12 protein-coding genes and 1 pseudogene are annotated in these 19,609 nt (G+C 71.2%); 5 read left to right on the forward strand and 8 right to left on the reverse strand.

Features of this window, described 5'->3' with window-relative positions; all coding sequences use genetic code 11:
- Nucleotides 1–3: 3 nt before the first annotated feature.
- From NAMU_RS12900 to NAMU_RS12915, 4 genes are all read left to right on the forward strand, one after another.
- Complete coding sequence (locus tag NAMU_RS12900) at nt 4–1,374, forward strand: MFS transporter (protein WP_015747834.1); 1,371 nt, start codon at nt 4–6, stop codon at nt 1,372–1,374.
- Nucleotides 1,371–4,661 carry a cytochrome P450 gene (locus tag NAMU_RS12905; RefSeq protein ID WP_015747835.1) on the forward strand — a complete coding sequence of 1,097 codons (3,291 nt, stop codon included), beginning with the start codon at nt 1,371–1,373 and terminating at the stop codon, nt 4,659–4,661. Before NAMU_RS12900 ends, NAMU_RS12905 begins: the two co-directional genes overlap by 4 nt.
- Nucleotides 4,658–5,761 carry a phosphotransferase gene (locus NAMU_RS12910; RefSeq protein WP_015747836.1) on the forward strand — a complete coding sequence of 368 codons (1,104 nt, stop codon included), beginning with the start codon at nt 4,658–4,660 and terminating at the stop codon, nt 5,759–5,761. Before NAMU_RS12905 ends, NAMU_RS12910 begins: the two co-directional genes overlap by 4 nt.
- 170 nt (nt 5,762–5,931) lie before the next feature.
- Nucleotides 5,932–8,088: a S8 family serine peptidase gene (locus NAMU_RS12915; protein WP_041368850.1), complete on the forward strand. Its 2,157-nt coding sequence runs from the start codon at nt 5,932–5,934 to the stop codon at nt 8,086–8,088.
- Nucleotides 8,089–8,115: 27 nt separating this feature from the next.
- Here NAMU_RS12915 and NAMU_RS12920 read toward each other — a convergent pair whose 3' ends face one another.
- From NAMU_RS12920 to NAMU_RS30995, 6 genes and pseudogenes are all read right to left on the reverse strand, one after another.
- The gene (locus NAMU_RS12920; protein ID WP_015747838.1) at nt 8,116–8,991 is read right to left on the reverse strand and encodes a DUF1214 domain-containing protein; all 876 of its coding nucleotides are present in this window, start codon (nt 8,989–8,991) and stop codon (nt 8,116–8,118) included.
- 34 nt (nt 8,992–9,025) lie between these two features.
- A pseudogene (locus tag NAMU_RS31790) lies at nt 9,026–9,514 on the reverse strand (DUF1254 domain-containing protein); the annotation flags it as partial.
- 224 nt (nt 9,515–9,738) lie between these two features.
- Nucleotides 9,739–10,755 carry a YHYH protein gene (locus NAMU_RS12925; RefSeq protein ID WP_015747839.1) on the reverse strand — a complete coding sequence of 339 codons (1,017 nt, stop codon included), beginning with the start codon at nt 10,753–10,755 and terminating at the stop codon, nt 9,739–9,741.
- Between the two features lie 108 nt (nt 10,756–10,863).
- The gene (locus tag NAMU_RS12930) at nt 10,864–11,589 is read right to left on the reverse strand and encodes a hypothetical protein (protein WP_015747840.1); all 726 of its coding nucleotides are present in this window, start codon (nt 11,587–11,589) and stop codon (nt 10,864–10,866) included.
- Between the two features lie 283 nt (nt 11,590–11,872).
- Nucleotides 11,873–13,015: a class I SAM-dependent methyltransferase gene (locus NAMU_RS12935; protein ID WP_015747841.1), complete on the reverse strand. Its 1,143-nt coding sequence runs from the start codon at nt 13,013–13,015 to the stop codon at nt 11,873–11,875.
- Between the two features lie 113 nt (nt 13,016–13,128).
- Complete coding sequence (locus tag NAMU_RS30995) at nt 13,129–14,799, reverse strand: response regulator transcription factor (protein ID WP_041368852.1); 1,671 nt, start codon at nt 14,797–14,799, stop codon at nt 13,129–13,131.
- Between the two features lie 132 nt (nt 14,800–14,931).
- On the opposite strand from NAMU_RS30995, the gene NAMU_RS12945 reads away from it, so the two are divergent.
- Entirely contained in the window at nt 14,932–15,426 is a 495-nt protein-coding gene (locus NAMU_RS12945; RefSeq protein WP_407669243.1) for a LuxR C-terminal-related transcriptional regulator, read from the forward strand.
- Nucleotides 15,427–15,500: 74 nt separating this feature from the next.
- On the opposite strand, the gene NAMU_RS12950 is transcribed toward NAMU_RS12945, so the two are convergent.
- Together NAMU_RS12950 and NAMU_RS12955 are read right to left on the reverse strand one after the other, a co-directional pair.
- Nucleotides 15,501–16,172 (reverse strand): GAP family protein, encoded by a 672-nt coding sequence (locus tag NAMU_RS12950; RefSeq protein WP_015747844.1) that lies wholly within the window; start codon nt 16,170–16,172, stop codon nt 15,501–15,503.
- A complete protein-coding gene (locus NAMU_RS12955; protein WP_015747845.1) occupies nt 16,172–19,399 on the reverse strand; it encodes a bifunctional cytochrome P450/NADPH--P450 reductase in 3,228 nt (1,075 codons plus the stop codon). The genes NAMU_RS12950 and NAMU_RS12955 overlap by 1 nt, the downstream gene beginning before the upstream one ends.
- Nucleotides 19,400–19,609: the final 210 nt, after the last annotated feature.

The following is a 19,609-nucleotide window of genomic DNA, read 5'->3' on the forward strand; positions in this document are numbered from 1 at the left end:
GATGTGCGGAAAGCGAGTCCCATTGGCTATGCCGCGACATCGATCCCCGGCGGTGCGCTGGCCGACCGGTTCGGACGACGGCGCATCTACCTCATCGGCATCGGCGTGTTCGCCGGCGGGGCGCTGCTCGGGTCGCTGGCGCAGGGTGCCGAGCTGCTGACCGCGGGCCGCGCCATCCAGGGCGTCGGATCCGGCCTGGCCCAGCCGTCGTCCCTCGCGCTGCTGGCCACGGTGGTGCATCGCGACCGGTTGTCCCGGGCGGTCGCCATGCGGTCCGGCGCCTCGGCCGCGGGCACGGCCGCGGGTCCGCTGGTCGGGGCCGTGCTGGTGGCCCTGCTCGGCTGGCGCAGCGTCCTCTGGACCTCGATCCCGGTGGCGGTGGTGGCCGCGGTGGCCGCGGTGCGGGTCGTCGGCGAATCACGGGCGAGGCAACGTCGAGCGGTGGACTGGTTCGGTGCGGTGCTGGTGGCCGCCGCCGTCACCCTGTTCTGCAAGGGCGCCATCGACCTCGGCGAGGACGGCGGCTGGGCCGCGGGACTGCTGGTCGGGCTCGGGCTGCTGGCCGGCGCGGGATTCGTCCTCAGACTGGCCACCGCGAGGGTTCCCCTGGTGGATCCGCGCGCACTGCGCCGCCGACCGGTGCCGTTGGCGCTCGCCGTCGGGCTCACCGTCACGCTCGCGCTGACCGGTGCGCTGTTCCTGCAACAGGTCGTCGCCCAGTCGGTGATCGGGTTGTCCCCGCTGACCGCCGGGCTGCTGTCGATCCCGATCACCGTGCTGTTCATCGTCGGCACCGCGGCCGCGCCCCGGTCGACCAAGCGCTTCGGCCTGGCCAGGGTGACCGCGACCGGCCTGTTCCTCGGCGCCGTCGGGCTCGGTGTGCTGGCCACGATCAGCGAGACCGGCGTGGTGCAGCTCGCCGTCGGCGATGTGGTGCTCGGCCTCGGGCTGGGTCTGGCGTTGCCGGGGCTTTGGGCTGCCGCGCTGGCCGGCGCCCCCGAGGACGACCGCGGCGCCGTATCGGGCGGTCTCGGACTCGCCCAGCACCTCGGCCAGGCGATCGGGGTGGCCGCCTTCGCCGCGCTGACCGCCGCGGTCACCACGCTGGCCTGGCGGGCCAGCTCGGTGCCGGCGGGCCAGCAGGACGCCTTGTTGACCGAGGTGCTCGCCGGCGATGTGGACGCGGTGAGCGCGCAGGCCGGGCCCGGCGTCGCGCAGATCGCCGGGGAGTCCTTTCTGCGCGGCAACACCGTGGCCTGCCTCGTCGGTGCCGTGGTGCTGGTCGTCGTGGCCATCGTCGCGCTACGCCGGGCGTCGGCGGGCACCGCGGGAGGCCAGCCACCGATCGGACCGATGGAGGGTGAAAAGGTATGACGGACAAGGCGATTCCGCACCCGAAGGCGTTGCCCATCATCGGCAACGCGCTGGTCTCGATCAACCCGGCGACGGCATTCACCGACCTGCAGCGCCTGGCCGACGAGCTCGGCCCGATCTACGCCCTGGACATGCCCGGCTACCACGACCAGGTCGTGCTGACCGGGCCCGACCTGTTCGGCGAGGCGTGCGACGACTCCCGATTCGACAAGTCGCCGGCGCAGCGGCTGCGTGCCGTGCTGGGCGACGGCCTGTTCACCGCCTTCACCGACAGCCGGGCGTGGCAGCGCGGTCATCGGATCATCGCCCCGGCGTTCACCGGTGCCGCCATCTCCCGGCTGTACCCGAGCATCGTCGACCCGATCCAGCAGCTGGCCGAACGGTTGGTCCGGATGGAGCCCGGGTCGGACGTGGACGTGCCCACGCTGACCAGCGCGATGACCCTGGACGTGGTCGGGCTGTGCCTGTTCTCGTACCGGTTCGGCAACGTGTACACCAACACCCCGACCCCGTTCCTGCAGGCCCTCGACCGCGCCCTCACGCTGCTCGCGGAGGGCGCGGGCAAGAAGGATCTCTACGCGGTCATGCATCCCAGGGCCACCCGTGACCTGCGGGAGTCCGCTGAGGTGCTCATCTCCTTCGTCGACGATTTCGTCAAACGGCGCCGGTCGATGCCGGACGGGAACGCGCCGGACGACCTGCTGCAGCACATGCTCACCGCCGCCGACCCGGACACCGGCGAGCGGCTGAGCGACATCGAGGTTCGCCAGCAGACCCTCACCCTGCTGATCGCCGGTCACGAGACCACCAGCGGCACCCTGGCCTTCGCCCTGCACCATCTGGCCGCCCAGCCGCAGGTCCAGGACTGGGCCCGGGAACAGGTGGACGAGGTGCTGGGGTCGGATCGCTCCGTCCTGCCGACCATGGAGCAGGTCGGGCAGCTCGACCGGATCCACCAGATCGTCGACGAGACCCTGCGCCTGCATCCCACCGCCCCGGTGCTGCTGCGACATCCGCGCCGGGCCACCACCATCGGCGGCGGGTACCACCTCGACGCCGGTGCCACCATCCTGATCCCGCTGCCGAAGGTGCACATCGACCCGGCGATCTGGGGCCCGGACGCCGAGGTCTTCCGGCCGCGCCGATGGGAGTCGGTCGGTCAGCTGCCGGCCGGCGCCTACCAGCCGTTCGGCGTCGGGGTCCGCGGGTGCATCGGCCGGTTGTTCGCGCTGGCCGAGGCCCGGGCCACGCTCGCGGTGTTGTTGCACCGGTTCGAGATCCGGGACCCGCACCCTGCGCCGTTGACGATCGCCCTGCACATCACGCTCAAGCCGCAGAACGTGACCCTGCGGTTCCTGGCCCGCCCCGGGGTGTCGGCGGGCACCGCGGCGGCGACGGCGTCCCCGGCGGACGTACGCCCGGCGGACGGCCGGACCGGCACCGACATGCCGGGCGCCACGGCTGCCGGCTCGGTCGCCGCCGGTTCGGTGCAGCCGCCCCCGAACTCCGACGGCCACCAGCAGCGGCTGGTCGTCGCCGCCTCCTCCGACGGTGGGACGGCTCGGCATCTGGGCTACGACCTGGCCCACGAGGCCGTCGACGCCGGCGACGCGGCGGACGGGGTGGAACTCAACGCGCTGGTCGACCGGCTGCCCGTCGACCGGCCGCTGGTGGTCATCACCGCGTCCTACAACGGTCAGCCGGCGGCGGGCGCCCGCGATTTCGTGTCCTGGCTGTCCGCCGCCCCGGACGGCGCCGCCCACGGTGTGCGGTTCGCGGTGTTCGGTTGCGGAGACCACAACTGGCCCACCACCTATCAGGCGGTTCCCGCGCTGATCGACCGGGAACTGGTGCGGATCGGCGGCGAGCGGCTGATCGACCGGGGCGAGGGCGACTCGTCCGGCGACCTGGACGGGGCGTTCACCCGGTGGAGCCGCTCCTTGTGGCAGGCGCTGGACGCGGGCCGTCCCGGCCCGCCCCGGGAAACCCGCAATCCGGTCGGTCGCTACGTGGCCTCCGAGGTCGGCCGGGCTTCCGCGGACGGCCCGGCCGACGCCTTCGGGATGGGCGAGGCGTGGGTGCGGTCGGTCACCGAACTGACCCGCCGACCGCCCGACCTGGGCAGCGATCTTGCGGACATCCCGGACGCCGGACCCGGGGCGGACGGCGAGCGGGTCACCATGCACCTGGATGTGGAGCTGGACCCGGCCGTCTCCTACCGGCCCGGTGACCACCTGCTGGTTCTTCCGCAGAACCGTCAGACGATCATCTGGCGGGCCGCCCGGACGCTGAAGTTCGACCCGTCCCTGGTGGTCGAGCTGCATGCGACGACGACGGTGGAGACCGGCGTCCCGCTGGGTCAGCCGACCATGATGTACGACCTGCTCGCCGGGTATTGCGACCTGCGCGCCCCCGCGACCCGGCGCGGCATCGACATCCTCGCTGCGCACGTCGACCGGGACCCGGCCCGGGCCGCGCTGCTCGCGCTGACCGCGGACGACGACGCGTTCGCCGGCGGAGTGCTGGCGCGGCGGGTGTCGCTGCTCGACCTGGCCACCGAGTACCCGCCCGACCAGCCGATCCCGCCGGCCCTGGTGGTCGAGGCCTTCCCGATGCTCAAGCCCCGGCCGTACTCGATCTCCTCCGCCCCGATCGGCGAGCCGAACCGGGTCGGCATCACCGTGGGACTGGTCTCCGGGCAGGCGCTCTCGGGTCACGGACGGTACTACGGAGTGACCTCCAGCTATCTGGTCACCCTGGGCGCGGGCCTACGGATCCTGGCCAGGGTGGCCGATCCGGGCCCGCAGTTCCACCCGCCGGCCGATCCGCGGACCCCGCTGGTCATGGTCTGTGCCGGCACCGGCGTCGCCCCGTTCCGCGGCTTCCTGCAGGAGCGGGCCGCCGAACGGGCCATCGGCCGGCCGGTCGGACCCACCCTGCTGTTCCGCGGATGCCGGCACCCCGACCTGGATCGGATCTACGGCCGCGAGCTGGACACCTGGGCCGGGCAGGGCTGGCTGGACCTGTACGAGGCGTACTCCCGGCCGGACGGCGGGTCCGGCCGTTACGTGCAGCAGGCCGTCCGCGACCACGGCGCCGACGTGCTCGACCTGCTGGATCGCGACGCGGTCGTGTACGTGTGCGGGAACCGGCACACGATGGCCCCGGAGGTCAGCTCGACGATCGCGGCCCTGCACGCGGATCGAACGGGTGAGGCCGGCGAGCCTTGGATCTCCGAACTCGCGGCCGCCGGCCGCTACGTCGAGGACAACTGGGGTGCCGGATGAACACCGACCGCAACGATCCGACCGGAGCCGACGACGGACCCGGACCGGCCGGCGCCGACCACCTACTGACCGCCACCGGCCTCGATGCCGTGCTGGCCAAGACGCTGCCCGCCGGCGCCCGGGTGGTCCGCGTCGACGTCCGGCCGCTGGGCGAGGCGCAGGGCCACGCCTCCCGGGTCGACCGGCTCGCGGTGAGCTACGAACCTCCCGGCGCGGGCCCGGCCTCGCTGATCATCAAGCGGTCACTGGGCGAGCCGGCCCTCGCGGCCGACTACGGTCGGCCGTTCGCCCGCGCCGCTGCCGCGCACCGGATGTTCGCCGGCCACGAGCCGCCGATCCGGGTCGCCCGCTGTTACCACGCCGAGGTGACCGGCGACGGCGACACCGGCACCCTGATCCTGGAGGACCTGGGGGACTGGGCACCCGCCGACGGCCTCGCCGGACTGTCCGACGCTCAGCTGGAGAGCGCCCTCCGGGCGGCCGCCCGACTGCACGCCTGGCACTGGGGCGACCCGGAAACCCTGGCGGCCGGCCTGCGGGACGGCGACTACCCCACGGTCACCGCGTTCGCCGAGCACTGGTCGCAGCTGCGGCCCTACGTGCTGCGGGGCGCGGGATCGCCGGCAGCGGCCGCGGGGGACGCCTTCGTCGCCGCGCTGCCGACCGCGCTGGCCTGGGCCCGGCGCCGGCCGGTCACCCTCACCCACGGCGACTACTACGCCGACAACCTGCGACTGCGCGGTGAGCGGGTCGCGGTGCTCGACTGGGGGCTGGCCTTCGCCGGGCTCGGCGCCTACGACACGGCCCGCCTGGCCGCGACCAGCGCCGCCCGGACCCCGACCGCGGAGTCCCTGCGCTGGGCCTGCGGCGTCTGGGCCGCCGAGCTCCGCGCGTGCGGTGTGCCGGACTATCCGGACACCGTGGCGTACGCCGACTTCCGCCTCGGGGTGGCGCTGGCGTTCCCGACCGTGCTGGCCGCGCTCGTCGACGAGAACGATCCCCGGCGGGCGGCCACTGCCGCGGCCAGGTCCGCACGGGTCCGGTCGTCCCTGGCGGCACTGGGCATCGAATCCCCGGCCTCGATCCTGCCCCCCGCATGACGGTGCGGTGGGCGCCCCCGCTTGCCCCGGGCCGATCGGCGCCGCGGACGACCCCGCCGGGAACGCTGCGACGATGTCGCGACGGGTCGCCGCCCGGTGCCGTCGTCGTCGGCGGGCATCGTCCGGGGCCCGGCCGCATCGTTGCGCGAACGCCGATCCGGCTGGCCGCGGTGCTGATGGTCGGCGCGTGGTGCTGCCTGCTGACGACGGTCGGGGCGCCGGTGGCGGCCGCAGAGGTCGATGCGCCCGGCTGCCGCACGGTGCCGGTCGATGCGGACGCACCGCTGCGGTCCGATCAGGCGCGCGAGGTATTCGGGGTCGACGGGACGGGCGTCACGGTGGGCGTCCTCTCGACGTCGTTCGCCACGGACCCGACGTCGCCGACGACACCGGATCAGGACATTGCGGCCGGATTGCTTCCCGGCCCCGGGAATCCGTGTGGGCGCACCCAGCCCGTCACCGTGCTGGTCGACGCGACCGGTGCCGGTAACGACGAGGGCCGGGCCATGCTCGAACTCGTGCATGGGATCGCCCCGGGAGCGGACCTGCTGTTCGCGTCCGCGGGGGACGATCAGTTCCAGATGGCCCAGCGCATCTTCGATCTGGCCGCGGCCGGCGCCGACATCATCGTCGATGACATCGGCCACCCGCAGGAACCGACCTATCAGCCCGGGCCGATCGAGGTGGCGATCCAGGACGTCCGCGCGCAGGGGGTGGTGTACCTGGCGGCGGTGGGCAACAACAACGTCATCGGAACCGATGACGGTCCCAGCGCGGGGCGGCCCATCGGGTCCTGGGAGACCCTGGAGTACCGGCCGACCCCGTGCCCGGACACGCTCGGCCTGGCACCCGGGTACGACTGCATGGACTTCGATCCCGGGCCCGATACGGATCCGACGATGGAATTCGGGGTCGGCGCCGGCATGTCGGCACAAGCCCGGCTGACCGGGGCGCTGAACTGGGGCGAACCCTGGTACGGGGTGCAGCAGCAGTTCCGGCTGTACGTCCTGCAGGACGATCAGGTCGTCGGCTGGAGTCCGGAACCGGACGGCGTCACCGCCTCCGTCGAATGGTCGGCCCAGGAGCTGGTCGCGGGGGCGGCCGCCGAGCTGTCCATCGTCATCGTTCGGCAGACACCCGGCGCCGACCTCCCGCCGCCGCGGGTCAAGGTGGATTTCCGCGGGGACGGGCGGCCCTACCCGACCTTCCTGGAGTACGACCAGACCACCGGCACCGACATCGTCGGCCCGAACGCCACCGGTCACAACGCCGGCGTCGGGGTGATCAGCGTCGCCGCGGCCGACTACCGGACGCCGACGATCCCCGAGAAGTTCTCCAACCACGGCCCGCGCACGCTGCTCTTCGGCCCCGTCGACGGCACCCTGCCCGCCGCGCCGTTGAGCCCCGTGCAGCCGGTGGCCGCCCCGAGCGTGATGGCCGTCGACGGTCTGCGCACCGACTTCTACGGCGTCCTCGAGCCGGACGGCGATCGGTTCTTCTACGGCACCTCGGCGGCCGCGCCCACCGTGGCGGCCGTCGTCGCGCTGGGCCGCCAGCTGCGCACGGACGCCGACCCGGACGAACTCACCCGGGCCCTGCTGGACAGCGCGACGCCCGTCGACAGCCCCTGGCCCGGGGTGCCCGCCGAGGACGTCGTCGGGGCCGGGCTCGTCGACGCGACGGGATTCCTGGAGGGCCTGCTGCGGGTACCCACCGCACCGCTGGACGTCCGGGCCGTCGCCGGGCCGGAGCCGGGCACGGCGACCGTCACCTTCGCCCCACCCGCGCTGCCCGGCACGTCACCGATCCTGAGCTACACGGTCCGCTGCGACGGCGGCGGGCGCGCCGGAACCCCGCTCTCCGTTCCCGACTCACCCGCCAAGGTGACCGGTCTGGTCCAGGGGGCGGTGACCACCTGCTCGGTGGCGGCGGTCAACGCGCAGGGGCCGGGCGCATCCGCCACCTCCGATCCGTTCGAGGTGACCGCGGCGCCGCCCGTGGTGACACCGACGACGACCACGCCCGCCCCGACGGTCCCGGCCGGGTCGGCCGCGGCCGGGCCCACCGGGCCGGAACAGGCCGCGACCGGCACCGCAACGACCGCCGCGGCCGGCGGTGCCGGCGCGGCCTACCGTCAGCCGCCGTCCGCCACCTTGGCCGCCACCGGGACCCATGCCGCCCCGCTCACCCTTGCCGGTGGCCTCCTGCTGACGGCCGGCACCATCGTGCTGACCGCATCCCGGTGGCGCAACGGGGTCGGACGGCCCGGTCTGCCGCCAGGAACCGGGGGAGCCGGCCGTCGACGGTCCGATCAACGGTGGTGGTGATCATCGGCTCCACGGGTGCCCTCGCGCTCACCGACCGGATGAGCGTTTGTCGACCGGGGGAGGTACGTAGGTGTTGTCCGCGACCGCGCTGCCCGGCACGGGCCCGTACACGCGGAGCATCACGTTGAAGTTGCCGTTACCGACCGGGAGCCAGTTCGCCTTCGGAACGCCGGCGGGTTTGGTCTTGGAGATGTAGATCGACAGGGATCCGTCCTTGGGATTGGTCTGCAGGCCGTGTGTGTCGCTGGCCACGACGTATTTGCCGGCGGTGTTGGGAATCAATTCGATCGCATCCGGCGTGTACGCGGTCAGTGACCAGAACCGTTTGCGTTGTGGCTGCCCGTCCGGCGGAAACGTCAAAACGTACCCATTCGCGGCGTTTCCCGTCAAGGCGGCGCCGTCGCCGTCTCGGAACGTGTCGTAGTACGCGGCTGTGCTGATCCCGTTGCCGTACTGGATGAACTCGGTGATCGATGCGCGGTCCAGCACCTGCCCACCCCAGGCCCCGATGTCGGTGAAATGGATCCAGTTGTTCGGGCCCAGATTGTTCAGGTAGTTGTCCAGGATCTCGTGATGGGCCGACCGCGTGGCCTGGCCGAACACGATCTTCTCGGCCGGGCCGAGCCCGGCCCCGCCGTGACCGAACAGCGCGTCGAAGTCGTCGGACAACGCCTGCTCTTGCGGGGTCAAGGGTGGCGTGTTGGTGGAGTGGACCGCCTCCTGCAGCTGCTGGAGGAACCGTATCGGCGCGATCCGGATCAGCGTGTCGGCGATCGTCTTGAACGGAATCGCGAATGCGATCTCCGGCAGGATCCGCGTCGCCCCACCGGTCGGGTCCAGGTTGTAGCCCGTCGAGGTCTGCAGCAGCAGCGACCGTCTGAAGGCATCGGCCTGGGCGGTCATCTCGGTGGTGCCGGTAGTACCGGTCGATGCGGAAGATCAGGAACGTGAAATCCGCCGGCATCACGATCTGGACCGCGCCCTTCGGAAGGTCCTCGACGGGCTCCAGTTGGCGAACCAATGCATACACGGTCGTCGGCAGATCCGTTCCCGCCGGTTTGGACGGAATCTCCGGCTGGAGATCGAGCACATTTCCGTACGGGTCCAACGCCAACACCGAATAGCTCAGGTTCGAATCGGTCTGCGGAACCGTCACGATCACCGGTTCGTACGGCCGGGTGGGCGTCGAGGTGAGATCGATCGGCGAACTGGCGTACAGCGTGTCGTCGTTGATCGCCACGACGGTCCGGTAGATCGGCGAGATCCGATTCGGCCCGATCAACTGATCGTGCGGCGCCAGTTGGGTCTGCCGATAGGTGAACCACAGTGGGTAGAACCCCTCGACGTAGTTCGTCGTGACCGACGCGGCATCGGCGGCGGCACCACGGGTCTGCGAGCCGGCGCCACGGGCCGGGGGTGCCACCACCCCGGCCAGGATTCAGACCACCAGCACCGGCAGCAGGATCCTCCACACCCTGACGACAGCCCGACCGCCTGTTCGCATCATGGCCTCCAGCAACTGTGTTCACGGTGAGGGTAGTCCTTTCGAGGCCGGCCGGCCACAGAGCGTGCTCTCACCAGGAGCGGCACCGGCGGGGTTCGGCGGCGAGGTCGGCACGAAGCGCGTCGATGCCTGGGTCCGGGTCCGGGTCAGCGAGTCCCGAATCGTGCGGCGGTCGGTCTGCCGTGGTAACAACCGATCGTGTAGGGGTACTCGAGGGTTGCCACGTAGTGATAGATCGTGCGCTGCTGGCCGTTCCAGGTGACCTGACTGGTCCGGCCGTGGCACGCATCCAGATCGGCGTTCGGGGGCAGATTGCCGGCCTGGTCTCGCTCGACGTAGATGCCGTATCCGTCCAGGGCGTAGCCCACCAGCGTGGACCGGCCGGTGGCGCGGTCGAGCAGGCACGCGGGGATGCTGTGGTCGTGATAGCGATCCTGGCCGTCCGGGTGCCCGTCGCAGCTGTCCTGGGTTTCGTGGGCGACTGCGTCGCGGCCGGCGTCATCGACGGCGCTGTACAACAGCACCCCGCTGTCGAGTAGACCGATCGGCCCGAGTCTGGTGCACGACGGCATGGCCGCTTCCGTCGGGTCGAGCGGAAGTCCGAACGTGATGTCCTGGGTCCCGATGTGGTTCGGGTTGGGATCGTACCGGTAGGCGGGATCCTCGGACCGAATGGGGAAGATCCCGGTGGTGAATTCGACCGGCAGGCCGTTGGTGTGCAGCGTCCGGGTGTTATCGGAGTCGGTCTCCGTGTGGTCCGCGGCCGGCCAGTGCACCGCGCCCTGCACGGCCACCTTGGCGGCCATGTTCCAGGTGCCCGCGGCGGTGTCGATCCAGTCGCCGCTGTGCGAGGCGCCGCCGCCGGGAAACGCGGTGGTGCACGTGTCCAGGTATCCGACATGGGGGGTGGTGGAGACCTTTCCGTCGCCCAGCGGCACGGCGGTCGGGTCGATGGTGCTGCTCCAGACGTTCGCCGAGGTGGCGGGTGGGTTCGTCGCCGCTGTCGAGCCGGTCGTGGCGGGAGGGCCGGCCACGGACGCGTCGGGTGCCGGCGAGGTCTGGACGGAACTCGCGGACCCGCGACCGGAATCGCAGCCGGTGCCGGCCGCGAGGAGAAGGGTGGCCAGGACCGCAAGCACCAGCCGAGCTCCACGTGCTGCCATCGCCGCACCTCCGGCCCGGACGCTACACTGATCAACTCGGCAAAACCCATCCGATGGTAGGGGTTTCGCGCCACGATGATCAGCGCACCGACGCGCTGCTGACGGACCCTATTGATCGACCCGGAGCGGGTGGCCTTCCGCCATTCGGATTCGAGCGCCGAGGATGATCGCGCAGACCGGCACCAGAACGATGGAGCTGAGCGCCAGCATGACGTCGGTCAATGGCTCGGCCCGAGCAAACGACGCGGCGACGAGAATGATCAGTCCCGCCGACAGGATCAGCGCCGCGGCGCGCCACCTGACGGTGTGGCGGTCATTGCTGGGCGTTCTGAGTAGCAGAAGTGCCACGGCCAGCAGCACGAGCCCGAGATTCTCCACGTAGTCGTCGGTGCGATCGATGACCTGGGTCCAAGTGCCCAGATTCCGAGCGTCGAAGTCGGGGATCGCGCTCGTCGTCAGGACTTCGGCGATTGCCCCGAGATACGCCAGTTGGGTGGCCGCGTACACCACCGACCCGGTGAAGGCGAGAAGTCCACCCACCCTGCCGGCCAAGTCGTTGCGTAGCGCGCCGATCCGCGGTGCGATCACCAGGAGGACGCCCAGGAGCAATGAACCCACCACCACGGCGACGTTCGCGATCTGCTCGGCGGCCATTGTTTCCCGCCGGAAAGTGAGATAGGCGTCCAGGTAGGCGTCGAGGTCCTGGTCGATCGCGAAGGTCGGTGGAGCGGGCCCGATCCAGGTGAGCGCGGTCGCAATGTAGGTGAGGCCGGCGATCAGGAACGCGACGACGCAGGACGGGACCAACCACCAGCAGAGCCCACGAGCGGTCATGGACGTTCTCCCGTCGGAAAGGTCGTTCAACCGAATCAGCGTGTGGAGTCACCGCACCCGGATGAGCATTGCCCCGACCTCCTCGGGATGAAGGCGCGGACCCGATGGCCTCGTCGGGCGGATTCCGGCGGCCGGAGGTCCGCCCCTCATCACCTTTGCCCGCAAGGTCGCCCAGCGCAAGCGGATTCGACGCCGGTCACACCGTCCAGCGCAGCGATGACCGCGTTGGCGCCGGCGTCATGCACCACGACGCACGGGAAGCGCGATCCGTTCGCCGTTGCCGCTAGATCCGGCCGAGGTAGTAGCTGTTCACGAAGTCGCCGTCCACGGCGCGCACGTCCACCGACCCGAAGCCGGCCGCGTGGAGCATCCGGATGGCCGTCTGTTCGCCCCAGGCCGCGCCGAGGCCCGTCCCGCCCTGGGCCAGCGACACGGTCATGCAGTGCAGCAGTGAGACACCGTAAAGGAACGCGGCGGCGGGCACCCCCACGTTCTCGTGCGGGTTGCTGGAGGCCCGGAGGTCCACCATCAGGAACACCCCGTCCGGAGCGAGTGCGCGGGCGACCCCGTCCAGCACCGCCGCCGGATGGGCCTGGTCGTGGATCGCGTCGAACGCGGTGACGAAATCGAATGGCCCGGTGCCGGTCAGGTCCGCGACATCCCTCAGTTCGAACCTGACGTTGGGAAGGCCCTTCGCCGTCGCGCCGGCCCGCGCCGCGGCGATCGCCTCCTCCGAGAAGTCATAGCCGACGAACCTGCTCCGCGGGAACGCAGCCGCCAGCACGGTGAGGTGATGACCGCTGCCGCAGCCGACGTCCGCGACCGAGATGCCGCGCTCCAGTCGCTCGGTCAGACCATCGACCAGCGGAAGGACCTCGTCGATCAGGATGCCCTCCGCCATGTCCTTGCTGTCCTCGGCCATCAGGGCGTGGAACTCGGTGTACGCGCTGTACGGAACCCCGCCACCGTCACGGAAACAGGCGGCGACGTCGCGTTCGGCTCCGGCCAGCAATCCGATGAGCTGGGCCAACTTCGCCAGATTGTCCTTGCCGGCGCGGCGGGTGAGCACCGCGGCATGCTCGGCCGGAAGGTGCCAGGTGCCTTCGGCCGGGTCGTGGTCGACAATGCCGCCGACCAGCATTGCGGCCAGCCACTCCCGCACGTACCGCTCCTGAAGTCCACCCGCGCGGGCGATCTCGGCACTCGTGGACGGGGGTAGCTCCTCCATCGTGTCGAAGAGCCCGGTGCGGTGGCCGATGCTGACGGTGAGGGCGGTCGCTCCGTCGGAGATGACGTCGAGAACGCGTCCGGCGAAGGCCTCGATGCGGGCACCGTCAGCGTCGGGTGCGGTCGTGACGTTGGTGTCGGCCTCGGTGTCGGCCTTCGTGTCGACGGCCGCCGGCGGTGCGGTCTGGGTCGTGGTCATGGCGCCTCCCGGTGCGATTGCCGGGTCGTTCCCGGCCTGCTCCGAATCTAGGAAGGTCGGCGACCCGCGCGCTTCCGCAGAAATGTGCACTTTCCGGGCCCGCTGTGCATGCTTCAGTGCAGGTCGGGCGGCCCGTCGTGCAGGCCGTTGCGCCGCGCCCAGGCGACGGCCGCGGTCCGGGTGGAGACGCCCAGCTTGCGGTGCACGTTCGCCAGGTGCCGGGCGACTGTCTTCTCGCTGATCACCAACGCCTGCGCGACCTGCCGGTTCGTATCGCCGCGGGCGACGAGCGCGAGGATCTCCGTCTCCCGTGCGGTCAACCCGCCGGGCGACGCCGTCGTTCCCGGGCCGCCGGCGAGCCTGCGCAGATCGACGACCGCCCCGAGGACCGTCAGGGTCCGCTCCGCGGCCTGACGCTCCAGTCGGGCCGAGGAGTTGTCGCCGAGTGCCGCGAGCGCCTCGGCGAGGACCGTCCGTGTCCTGGCGCAGTCGTACGGCGCCTCGAGCTCCCGCCACCGGGCCACCGCGTCGCGGAGCGGGGCCACCGCGTCGGCCGGCCGCCCGCCCGCGACCGCGACCACGCCGTCGGCCTGGGCGGCCGCGGCCAGCAGCCCGTCCGACCCCCAGCGCCGGGCGATCTGGGACAGCTCGGCGCACGCGCCCCGCGCCCTGTCCAGGTCGTGGGCCTCAACGGCAACATCGACAAGCGCACGGAGCACAGGCGCCCGCCCGTACGCGGGTCCACGGTGTCCCGCGAGAGACGAATTCAGCGCCGCGACGGCCGCACCGACCTGCCCCGACTGGGCCCTGAGCAGCGCCAGGCCGGGTTGCGGGTCCCGACCCAGCTCGTGAGCCTGCACGTAGGCGGCCTCCGCCTCGCCGATCCGCCCGCGCAGCCGGAGGAGGTCGGCCCGAAGGTAGTGACCCTCCGCCATCACCGCGACGTTCATGCCGATCAACTCGGTGCACACGATCCGGGCCTGCTCGGCGGCCACGTCCCACTCCCCGGCGACCTGCCGCAGCTGGACCTGATGCATGCGGCAGATCCCCGAGAACATGACGGCGCTGTCGAAACCCTCGCACCATCGGGCGACCGCCTCCGTCCACTCCCGGGCCCGGCGCAGGTCGGACAGCTCCCAGCAGATCGCGATCATCTGGCAGTACAGGTTCCCGGCGAAATCCGGCGGAACCGCGCCGGCCTGCACCGGCAGCATCGCCTCGTCGAGCAGGGACAGCCCCTCGGTCACCGCGCCCCCGCTCAGCCGCGCCGTCCCCTCGGTCATCAGGGCCAGCGAGAGCAGCGCGTGGTCGCCGACCCGCTGGGCGATCTCGCGGGCGTGGCGGGCGCGGTCGACCGCGCGGTCCAGGTCGCCGCCGCCCCGGAGCGCGTCCTCGGCGGCGAACTGTGCGGAGTAGCCGGCGGCCAGCTCGTCCGGGGATTGCTCGAGCAGGGAACGACCACGCTGGATCCAGCCCGAACCCTCAGCCAGATCCCCGCGCAGCATGAGCAGGAAACCCAGCCCGATGGCCTCCTGGGCGGCCCGGGTCATCGAGCCGTCGGCGAGCAGCCGCCGGTGCCCCAGCTCGGCCAGCCGGAGCGCCTCCTCGGTCCGGCCCAGCCACCACGCCGCGCCGCTCCACGCCATCAGGTCGTCGGCCGCCAGCCCGGCGACCGGGCCGGCGCGGCCGAACGCCTCCAGCGCCGCACCGAACCGGCGGTCGGCGGACGCCTGGCGGGCCTGGGCCAACGGCTCCGGCTGCACCGTCACGTCGGCGTCGTTCATTCTCCATGGATACAGCATTCATGCTGTCCCTGACCACTTTTCGCGGGCGGAGCGGCAGCCGGTCGCGTCGATGCAGGTCACGTGGACCTGGCGAGTCGTGGTGTTGACCGATGCGATTCGTGAGTGCAGCTGATTCCGAGTTCCTCCAGCGAACTCGAGCTGGACTCATCCTCGCCGACGCTTTGCGGGTGGATGCCCGGCCGCACCGGACTCGACGTCGCCGCCGAGGTCCGACGGCTGGGCCTGCCCACCCGGGTGGTCATCCTGACCACCTTTGCCCGGGCGGGCTACCTGCGCCGCGCGCTGGACGCGGGAGCCGGTGGTTACCTGCTCAAGGACGCACCGTCGGCCACCCTCGCGGCGGCGATCCGCACCGTCCACGCGGGCGGTCGCGCCGTCGACCCCGAACTCGCGGCCGACGCCTGGAGCGAGCCCGACCCGCTCGCCGACCGGGAACGCGAGGTCTTACGGCTGACCGAGGACGGGCTGTCCAACGCCGACATCGCCCGGCGCCTGCACCTGTCGGAGGGAACCGTCCGCAACTATCTATCCGAAGCCACCCACAAGCTCGGCGCCGGCAACCGCATCGCTGCTGCCCGGCAGGCCCGCGAACGCGGCTGGCTGTGACCGTCGCACACGACCACCAGTGCACGGTCGGGCCCCTGAGCGGAGTCCTGGCCGTGTGCCGGCCTGAGCGGGTGTCACATCGAAATCGAGCTCAGGCCCTCGATGCCCTTGCCGATCAGCACCGCGCTCAGAATGAGGATGAGGACCGCCATCATCCCGGCGTTGTTGGCCTGCAACCACACCTTCGCCCGGTCCAGCCAGGGTCGCATCCGCTGCCCGGCCACCAGGTAGCCGATCACCGGAATCGCCACCGTCAGGGATGCGATCGCGGTGAACACGATCAGCACGACCACCTCGGCGCCGATCGCCAGCCCGGCCGTCCCGATGGCCAGCCCGGCGGCAACCGCGAGAATGAGATTCTTGGGATTGACCGCGGACAGCAGCATCCCGACGACCAGGGACCGGCCGAAGGTGAAGTTGTCGATCGCCTTCATCCATTTCGGAGTGTCCCGCTGCTCGCCGCGGCGGCGCCACCGGCCGGCCCCCCGGAGCACCAGCAGAATGCCGAGGACGATCTTCGTCCACGAGGCCCAGGCCGGTGGCGGGCCGCCGGTGTGCAGGCTGCCGGACAGCCCGATCATGACGACGGTGACCACGACGACGCCGATGATCCAGCCGAGCAGGAAGCCCGACCCGTTCGTCGCGGCCCGTGGGGACAGCAGCATGAGGATCGCCGCGATGATCGGCAGGGGCGACAGGGCGATGCCGACGGCCAGCGGCAGGGTCTGCCCGATGACCGCTCCCATCAGCCGGCGCCCCAGATGTCCTCCAGGAAGCGTTTCTCGGACCGTAGACCGGCGAGCCAGGTGTCGGCGTCGTCGGCCGACTGCCCGGTCTTGCTCGCGGAGATCTGGGTGAGGGCGGCCCGGACCCCGGGCGCCAGGGTGCGCGCGTTCCCGCAGACGAAGATCGACGCGCCCTGCCCGATCAGGTCCCAGATCTCGTCCTGGTGGGCCAGCATCTCGTGCTGGGCGTACCGCCGGCCCTCCACGGGCTGCCGGGAGAAGGCGGTGTAGACCCGCACGTCGGCGGTCTTCTCGGAGTCGGCCAGCTCGTCGGCGTACAGGAACTGATCGGGGTAGCGGCAGCCGAAGAACAGCAGCGAGGGGGCCACCGGTTCGCCGCGCTCCTTCTGCACGGCCCGCTCCTGGAGGAAGCCGCGGAACGGGGCGAGCCCGGTGCCGGCCGCGATCATGATCATCGGGATGGTCGGGTCGGCGGGTGGCCGGAAGGGGATGGTCGGCTCCCGCCGGAAGGCGAAGATGGTGCTGTTGGGTGCCATGGAGGCCAGGTAGTTCGAGCACACCCCGGCGAACTCGTGGTCCCGGCCCGCCGCCGGTGCGCGCAGCACACCCGCGGTGATGGTGCATTCCGCCGGGCTGACCAGCGGCGAGGACGAGATCGAGTAGTAGCGAGGTTGCAGCGCCGGGAGCAGGTCCAGGTAGACCGCGAACGGGATCGCGCAGTCCGGGTAGCGCTCCAGCAGATCCAGCACCGACAGGTTCGGCCCGGACACCTGCTCGCGGTAGCGGGTGCGGGACTGCTCGTCGTCGCCCAGCAACGCCTGCAGCTCGGCCCGCTGCGCCGGGTCGTCGGTGTACTCGGCGAGCACCTCGATGTCGGCGCGGGTCGCCGTCGCCTGCAGTTCCACGCAACTGCCCAGGACGCCCAGTAGAGGAGTCTGTTCATCGGTGGGGAGGTGGGTGTGGGTGCCGCTGTTGGGAATGATCGTCAGGTACATGCCGGCGTCCAGGGCGAACCGGAACATCACCCGGCGGATCAGATCGATGCCGTTGCGCGGCAGCACGCCCAGGTGGTCACCCGCCCGGTACTCGACGCCCTCGGGCAACGTCACCTGCAGGTGCCGGGTCGAGCGGGCCCCGGGGCTCGCCGGATCGGTCAGGGTCAGCTCCCGGTTCTCGGTCACCCGGGCGGCTTGGGCCTCGTACGACAGCACGACCGGGTTCGCCAGCTGCCGGTTCACGATGGTGATCGAGAGCCGGGGGCCCGCGGCCGCCGGTTCGGCAGCGGTGGCCGGCAGGCCGAGCGCAGTCGCCAAGTCGGCCCACAGACCGGCGTGCCAGGACCGGTACTGGTCGTCGAAGTCGGCGTGCGCGTCGCCGGCGCCGCGGGGGTGCACCCGCGTCGCGCCGTGCCTTTCCAGCTCGGTGTCCAGCAGCGTGGGCACGGCCTGGTAGGTGGACGCCCAGTCGGTGTCGCCGCAGCCGAACACGGTGAAGGACAGGCCCGCGAAGGCGTCGGACGGCAGCGAAGGATCGCGCATCCAGGCGACGAAGTCCTCGGCGTTCTCCGGCGGCATGCCGTTGTAGGACGCGCTCACCACGATCAGCGCGCCGTTGGCGGGCACCTGCCCGACGTGCTCGTCCAGGGGCGCGAGGGTGACGTCGAAACCGCGCTCGGTGCCCTCCCGGGCCAGTTTGGTGGCGATCCCCTCCGCGGTGCCCAGGTTGGAGCCGAACAGGACGGTCAACGGGGTGCCATGACCGGCCACCGCCGGCCGCGCGACGGCCGCGGGGGCGGCGGTCGCCGCGGCGGCGGCCGTCTCGCGGTGCACCAGCGCCCGGCCGGGGCGCAGCTTAACCTTGATGAAGAACTCGTCGGGCTTGACGGTGAGGGTGGTCTTTGTGTGCAGCTGATAGTTGCGGTGGTCGACGAACTGGAACCGTTGCAACAGCATGCCCAACACCAGGGTTGCCTCCTGGAGGGCGAACTGCCGACCGATGCACGACCGCATCCCGGTGCCGAACGGCTTGTAGGCGTTCGGCGGCAGCGCAGCCTTGCGCTCGGCGGAGAAGTGATCGGGATCGAACTCGTCGGCGCTGTCCCCCCACACCGATCGGTCCCGGTGCAGGCTGGGGATCACCACCGACATGGCGGTGCCGGCCGGGATGGCGTACTTGCCGCCGAGCAGAGTGTCCTCGAAGGGTGCCCGGGTGAAGATCGGCGCGGTCGGCCACATCCGCAGGGTCTCGTCCAGCACCTGCGCGACGTAGGTCAGCCGCCGCACCTGGTCGTAGCTCGGTTCGGCGTCGTCGCCCAGGACCTCGTCGACCTCGGCGCGGGCCCGCTCGGCGAACTCGGGATGCTTTATCAGGTAGTAGATCGCGAAGGACAGCAGCCCGCTGGTGGTCTCGTGCCCGGCGACCAGGAACGTCAGGCACTGGGCGATGATGTTCTCGTCGGGCAGTCCTTCCCCGTTCTTGTCCCTTCCGGTGAGCATGCGGCCCAGCAGGTCGGTGTTGTCCGCCTGGTCGCCCTGCCGGCGGCGGTCCTCGACCAGGCCCTGGACCAGGTTCTTCATGAACTCCTGGTCCTCCTGGGTCTGCCGGTTGGCCTTGATCCGGAGCCGCTGCGCGATCTTGGGCTGGGTGGCCCGGCGCTGGGCCTCGGTCAGCACCCGCACCATCGCCTGCACGAACGGGTGCTGGGTGTCCCGGTAGTAGGAGTTGAAGCGGTAGTCGAACCCGCATAGTGCGATGGTGTCCAGGGTCAGGCTGGTCATGTCGACCGGGACGTTGACCTCCTCGTCGGGATTGAGCCGCGACCACTTGCCCATCAGCTGCCCGGCGATGTCCAGCATGCGTGGCATGTACTCCCGCATCGCCTGCTGGCTGAACGGGGCCATCAGGATGTTGTGCGCCCGGTGCCACATCGGATCGGCGGTGTCGCTGGTGAACAGCCCCGAACCGGCCACGCTCTTCTGCAGGGCCTTGAGCCCGGCGCCGATCTTCTTGTCGAACTTCTGGTCGTCGCACATCTGGTCGACCAGATCGGCACCCGAGACCATCACTCGCGAGCCGGCCGGAAGGGTCAGCCGATAGATGGGGCCGTACTCCTTGGCCATCGCGATGAAGCCGTCGACGGGGCTGTGCGTGTCGATGTCGAACAGGTTGCCCAGCAGCGGAAGACCGCGTGGGCCGGGGAGCTGGTCAAGGGTGATCGGTTCCGTCATTACTGGTTCTCCCCACGATCGTGACGGACAGGCGTCCGCGGTGGCGTGCACGCTGGACGCGGCCGGCGTCCATCGTGGCGCGCGCCCAAGCCCGGCAAACCTGACGATTTCCTGACAATTCTGTCGTGAGTTGACCACTGAGCGTCTGTCGTGAGTTGACCACTGAGCGCAATCGCAGAGCCCGCAATGACACGGAAAGTGATTCCTCTG

It is taken from the genome of Nakamurella multipartita DSM 44233 (assembly GCF_000024365.1).
In the GTDB taxonomy this organism is placed as follows: domain Bacteria; phylum Actinomycetota; class Actinomycetes; order Mycobacteriales; family Nakamurellaceae; genus Nakamurella; species Nakamurella multipartita.

Bases quoted from the DNA above. Each gene is read 5' to 3' on its own strand.
- NAMU_RS12935 (WP_015747841.1), bottom strand. From the start codon at position 13,015: ATGACCACGACCCAGACCGCACCGCCGGCGGCCGTCGACACGAAGGCC.
- NAMU_RS30995 (WP_041368852.1), bottom strand. From the start codon at position 14,799: ATGAACGACGCCGACGTGACGGTGCAGCCGGAGCCGTTGGCCCAGGCC.
- NAMU_RS12910 (WP_015747836.1), top strand. From the start codon at position 4,658: ATGAACACCGACCGCAACGATCCGACCGGAGCCGACGACGGACCCGGA.
- NAMU_RS12955 (WP_015747845.1), bottom strand. From the start codon at position 19,399: ATGACGGAACCGATCACCCTTGACCAGCTCCCCGGCCCACGCGGTCTT.
- NAMU_RS12905 (WP_015747835.1), top strand. From the start codon at position 1,371: ATGACGGACAAGGCGATTCCGCACCCGAAGGCGTTGCCCATCATCGGC.
- NAMU_RS12925 (WP_015747839.1), bottom strand. From the start codon at position 10,755: ATGGCAGCACGTGGAGCTCGGCTGGTGCTTGCGGTCCTGGCCACCCTT.
- NAMU_RS12930 (WP_015747840.1), bottom strand. From the start codon at position 11,589: ATGACCGCTCGTGGGCTCTGCTGGTGGTTGGTCCCGTCCTGCGTCGTC.
- NAMU_RS12920 (WP_015747838.1), bottom strand. From the start codon at position 8,991: ATGACCGCCCAGGCCGATGCCTTCAGACGGTCGCTGCTGCTGCAGACC.
- NAMU_RS12950 (WP_015747844.1), bottom strand. From the start codon at position 16,172: ATGGGAGCGGTCATCGGGCAGACCCTGCCGCTGGCCGTCGGCATCGCC.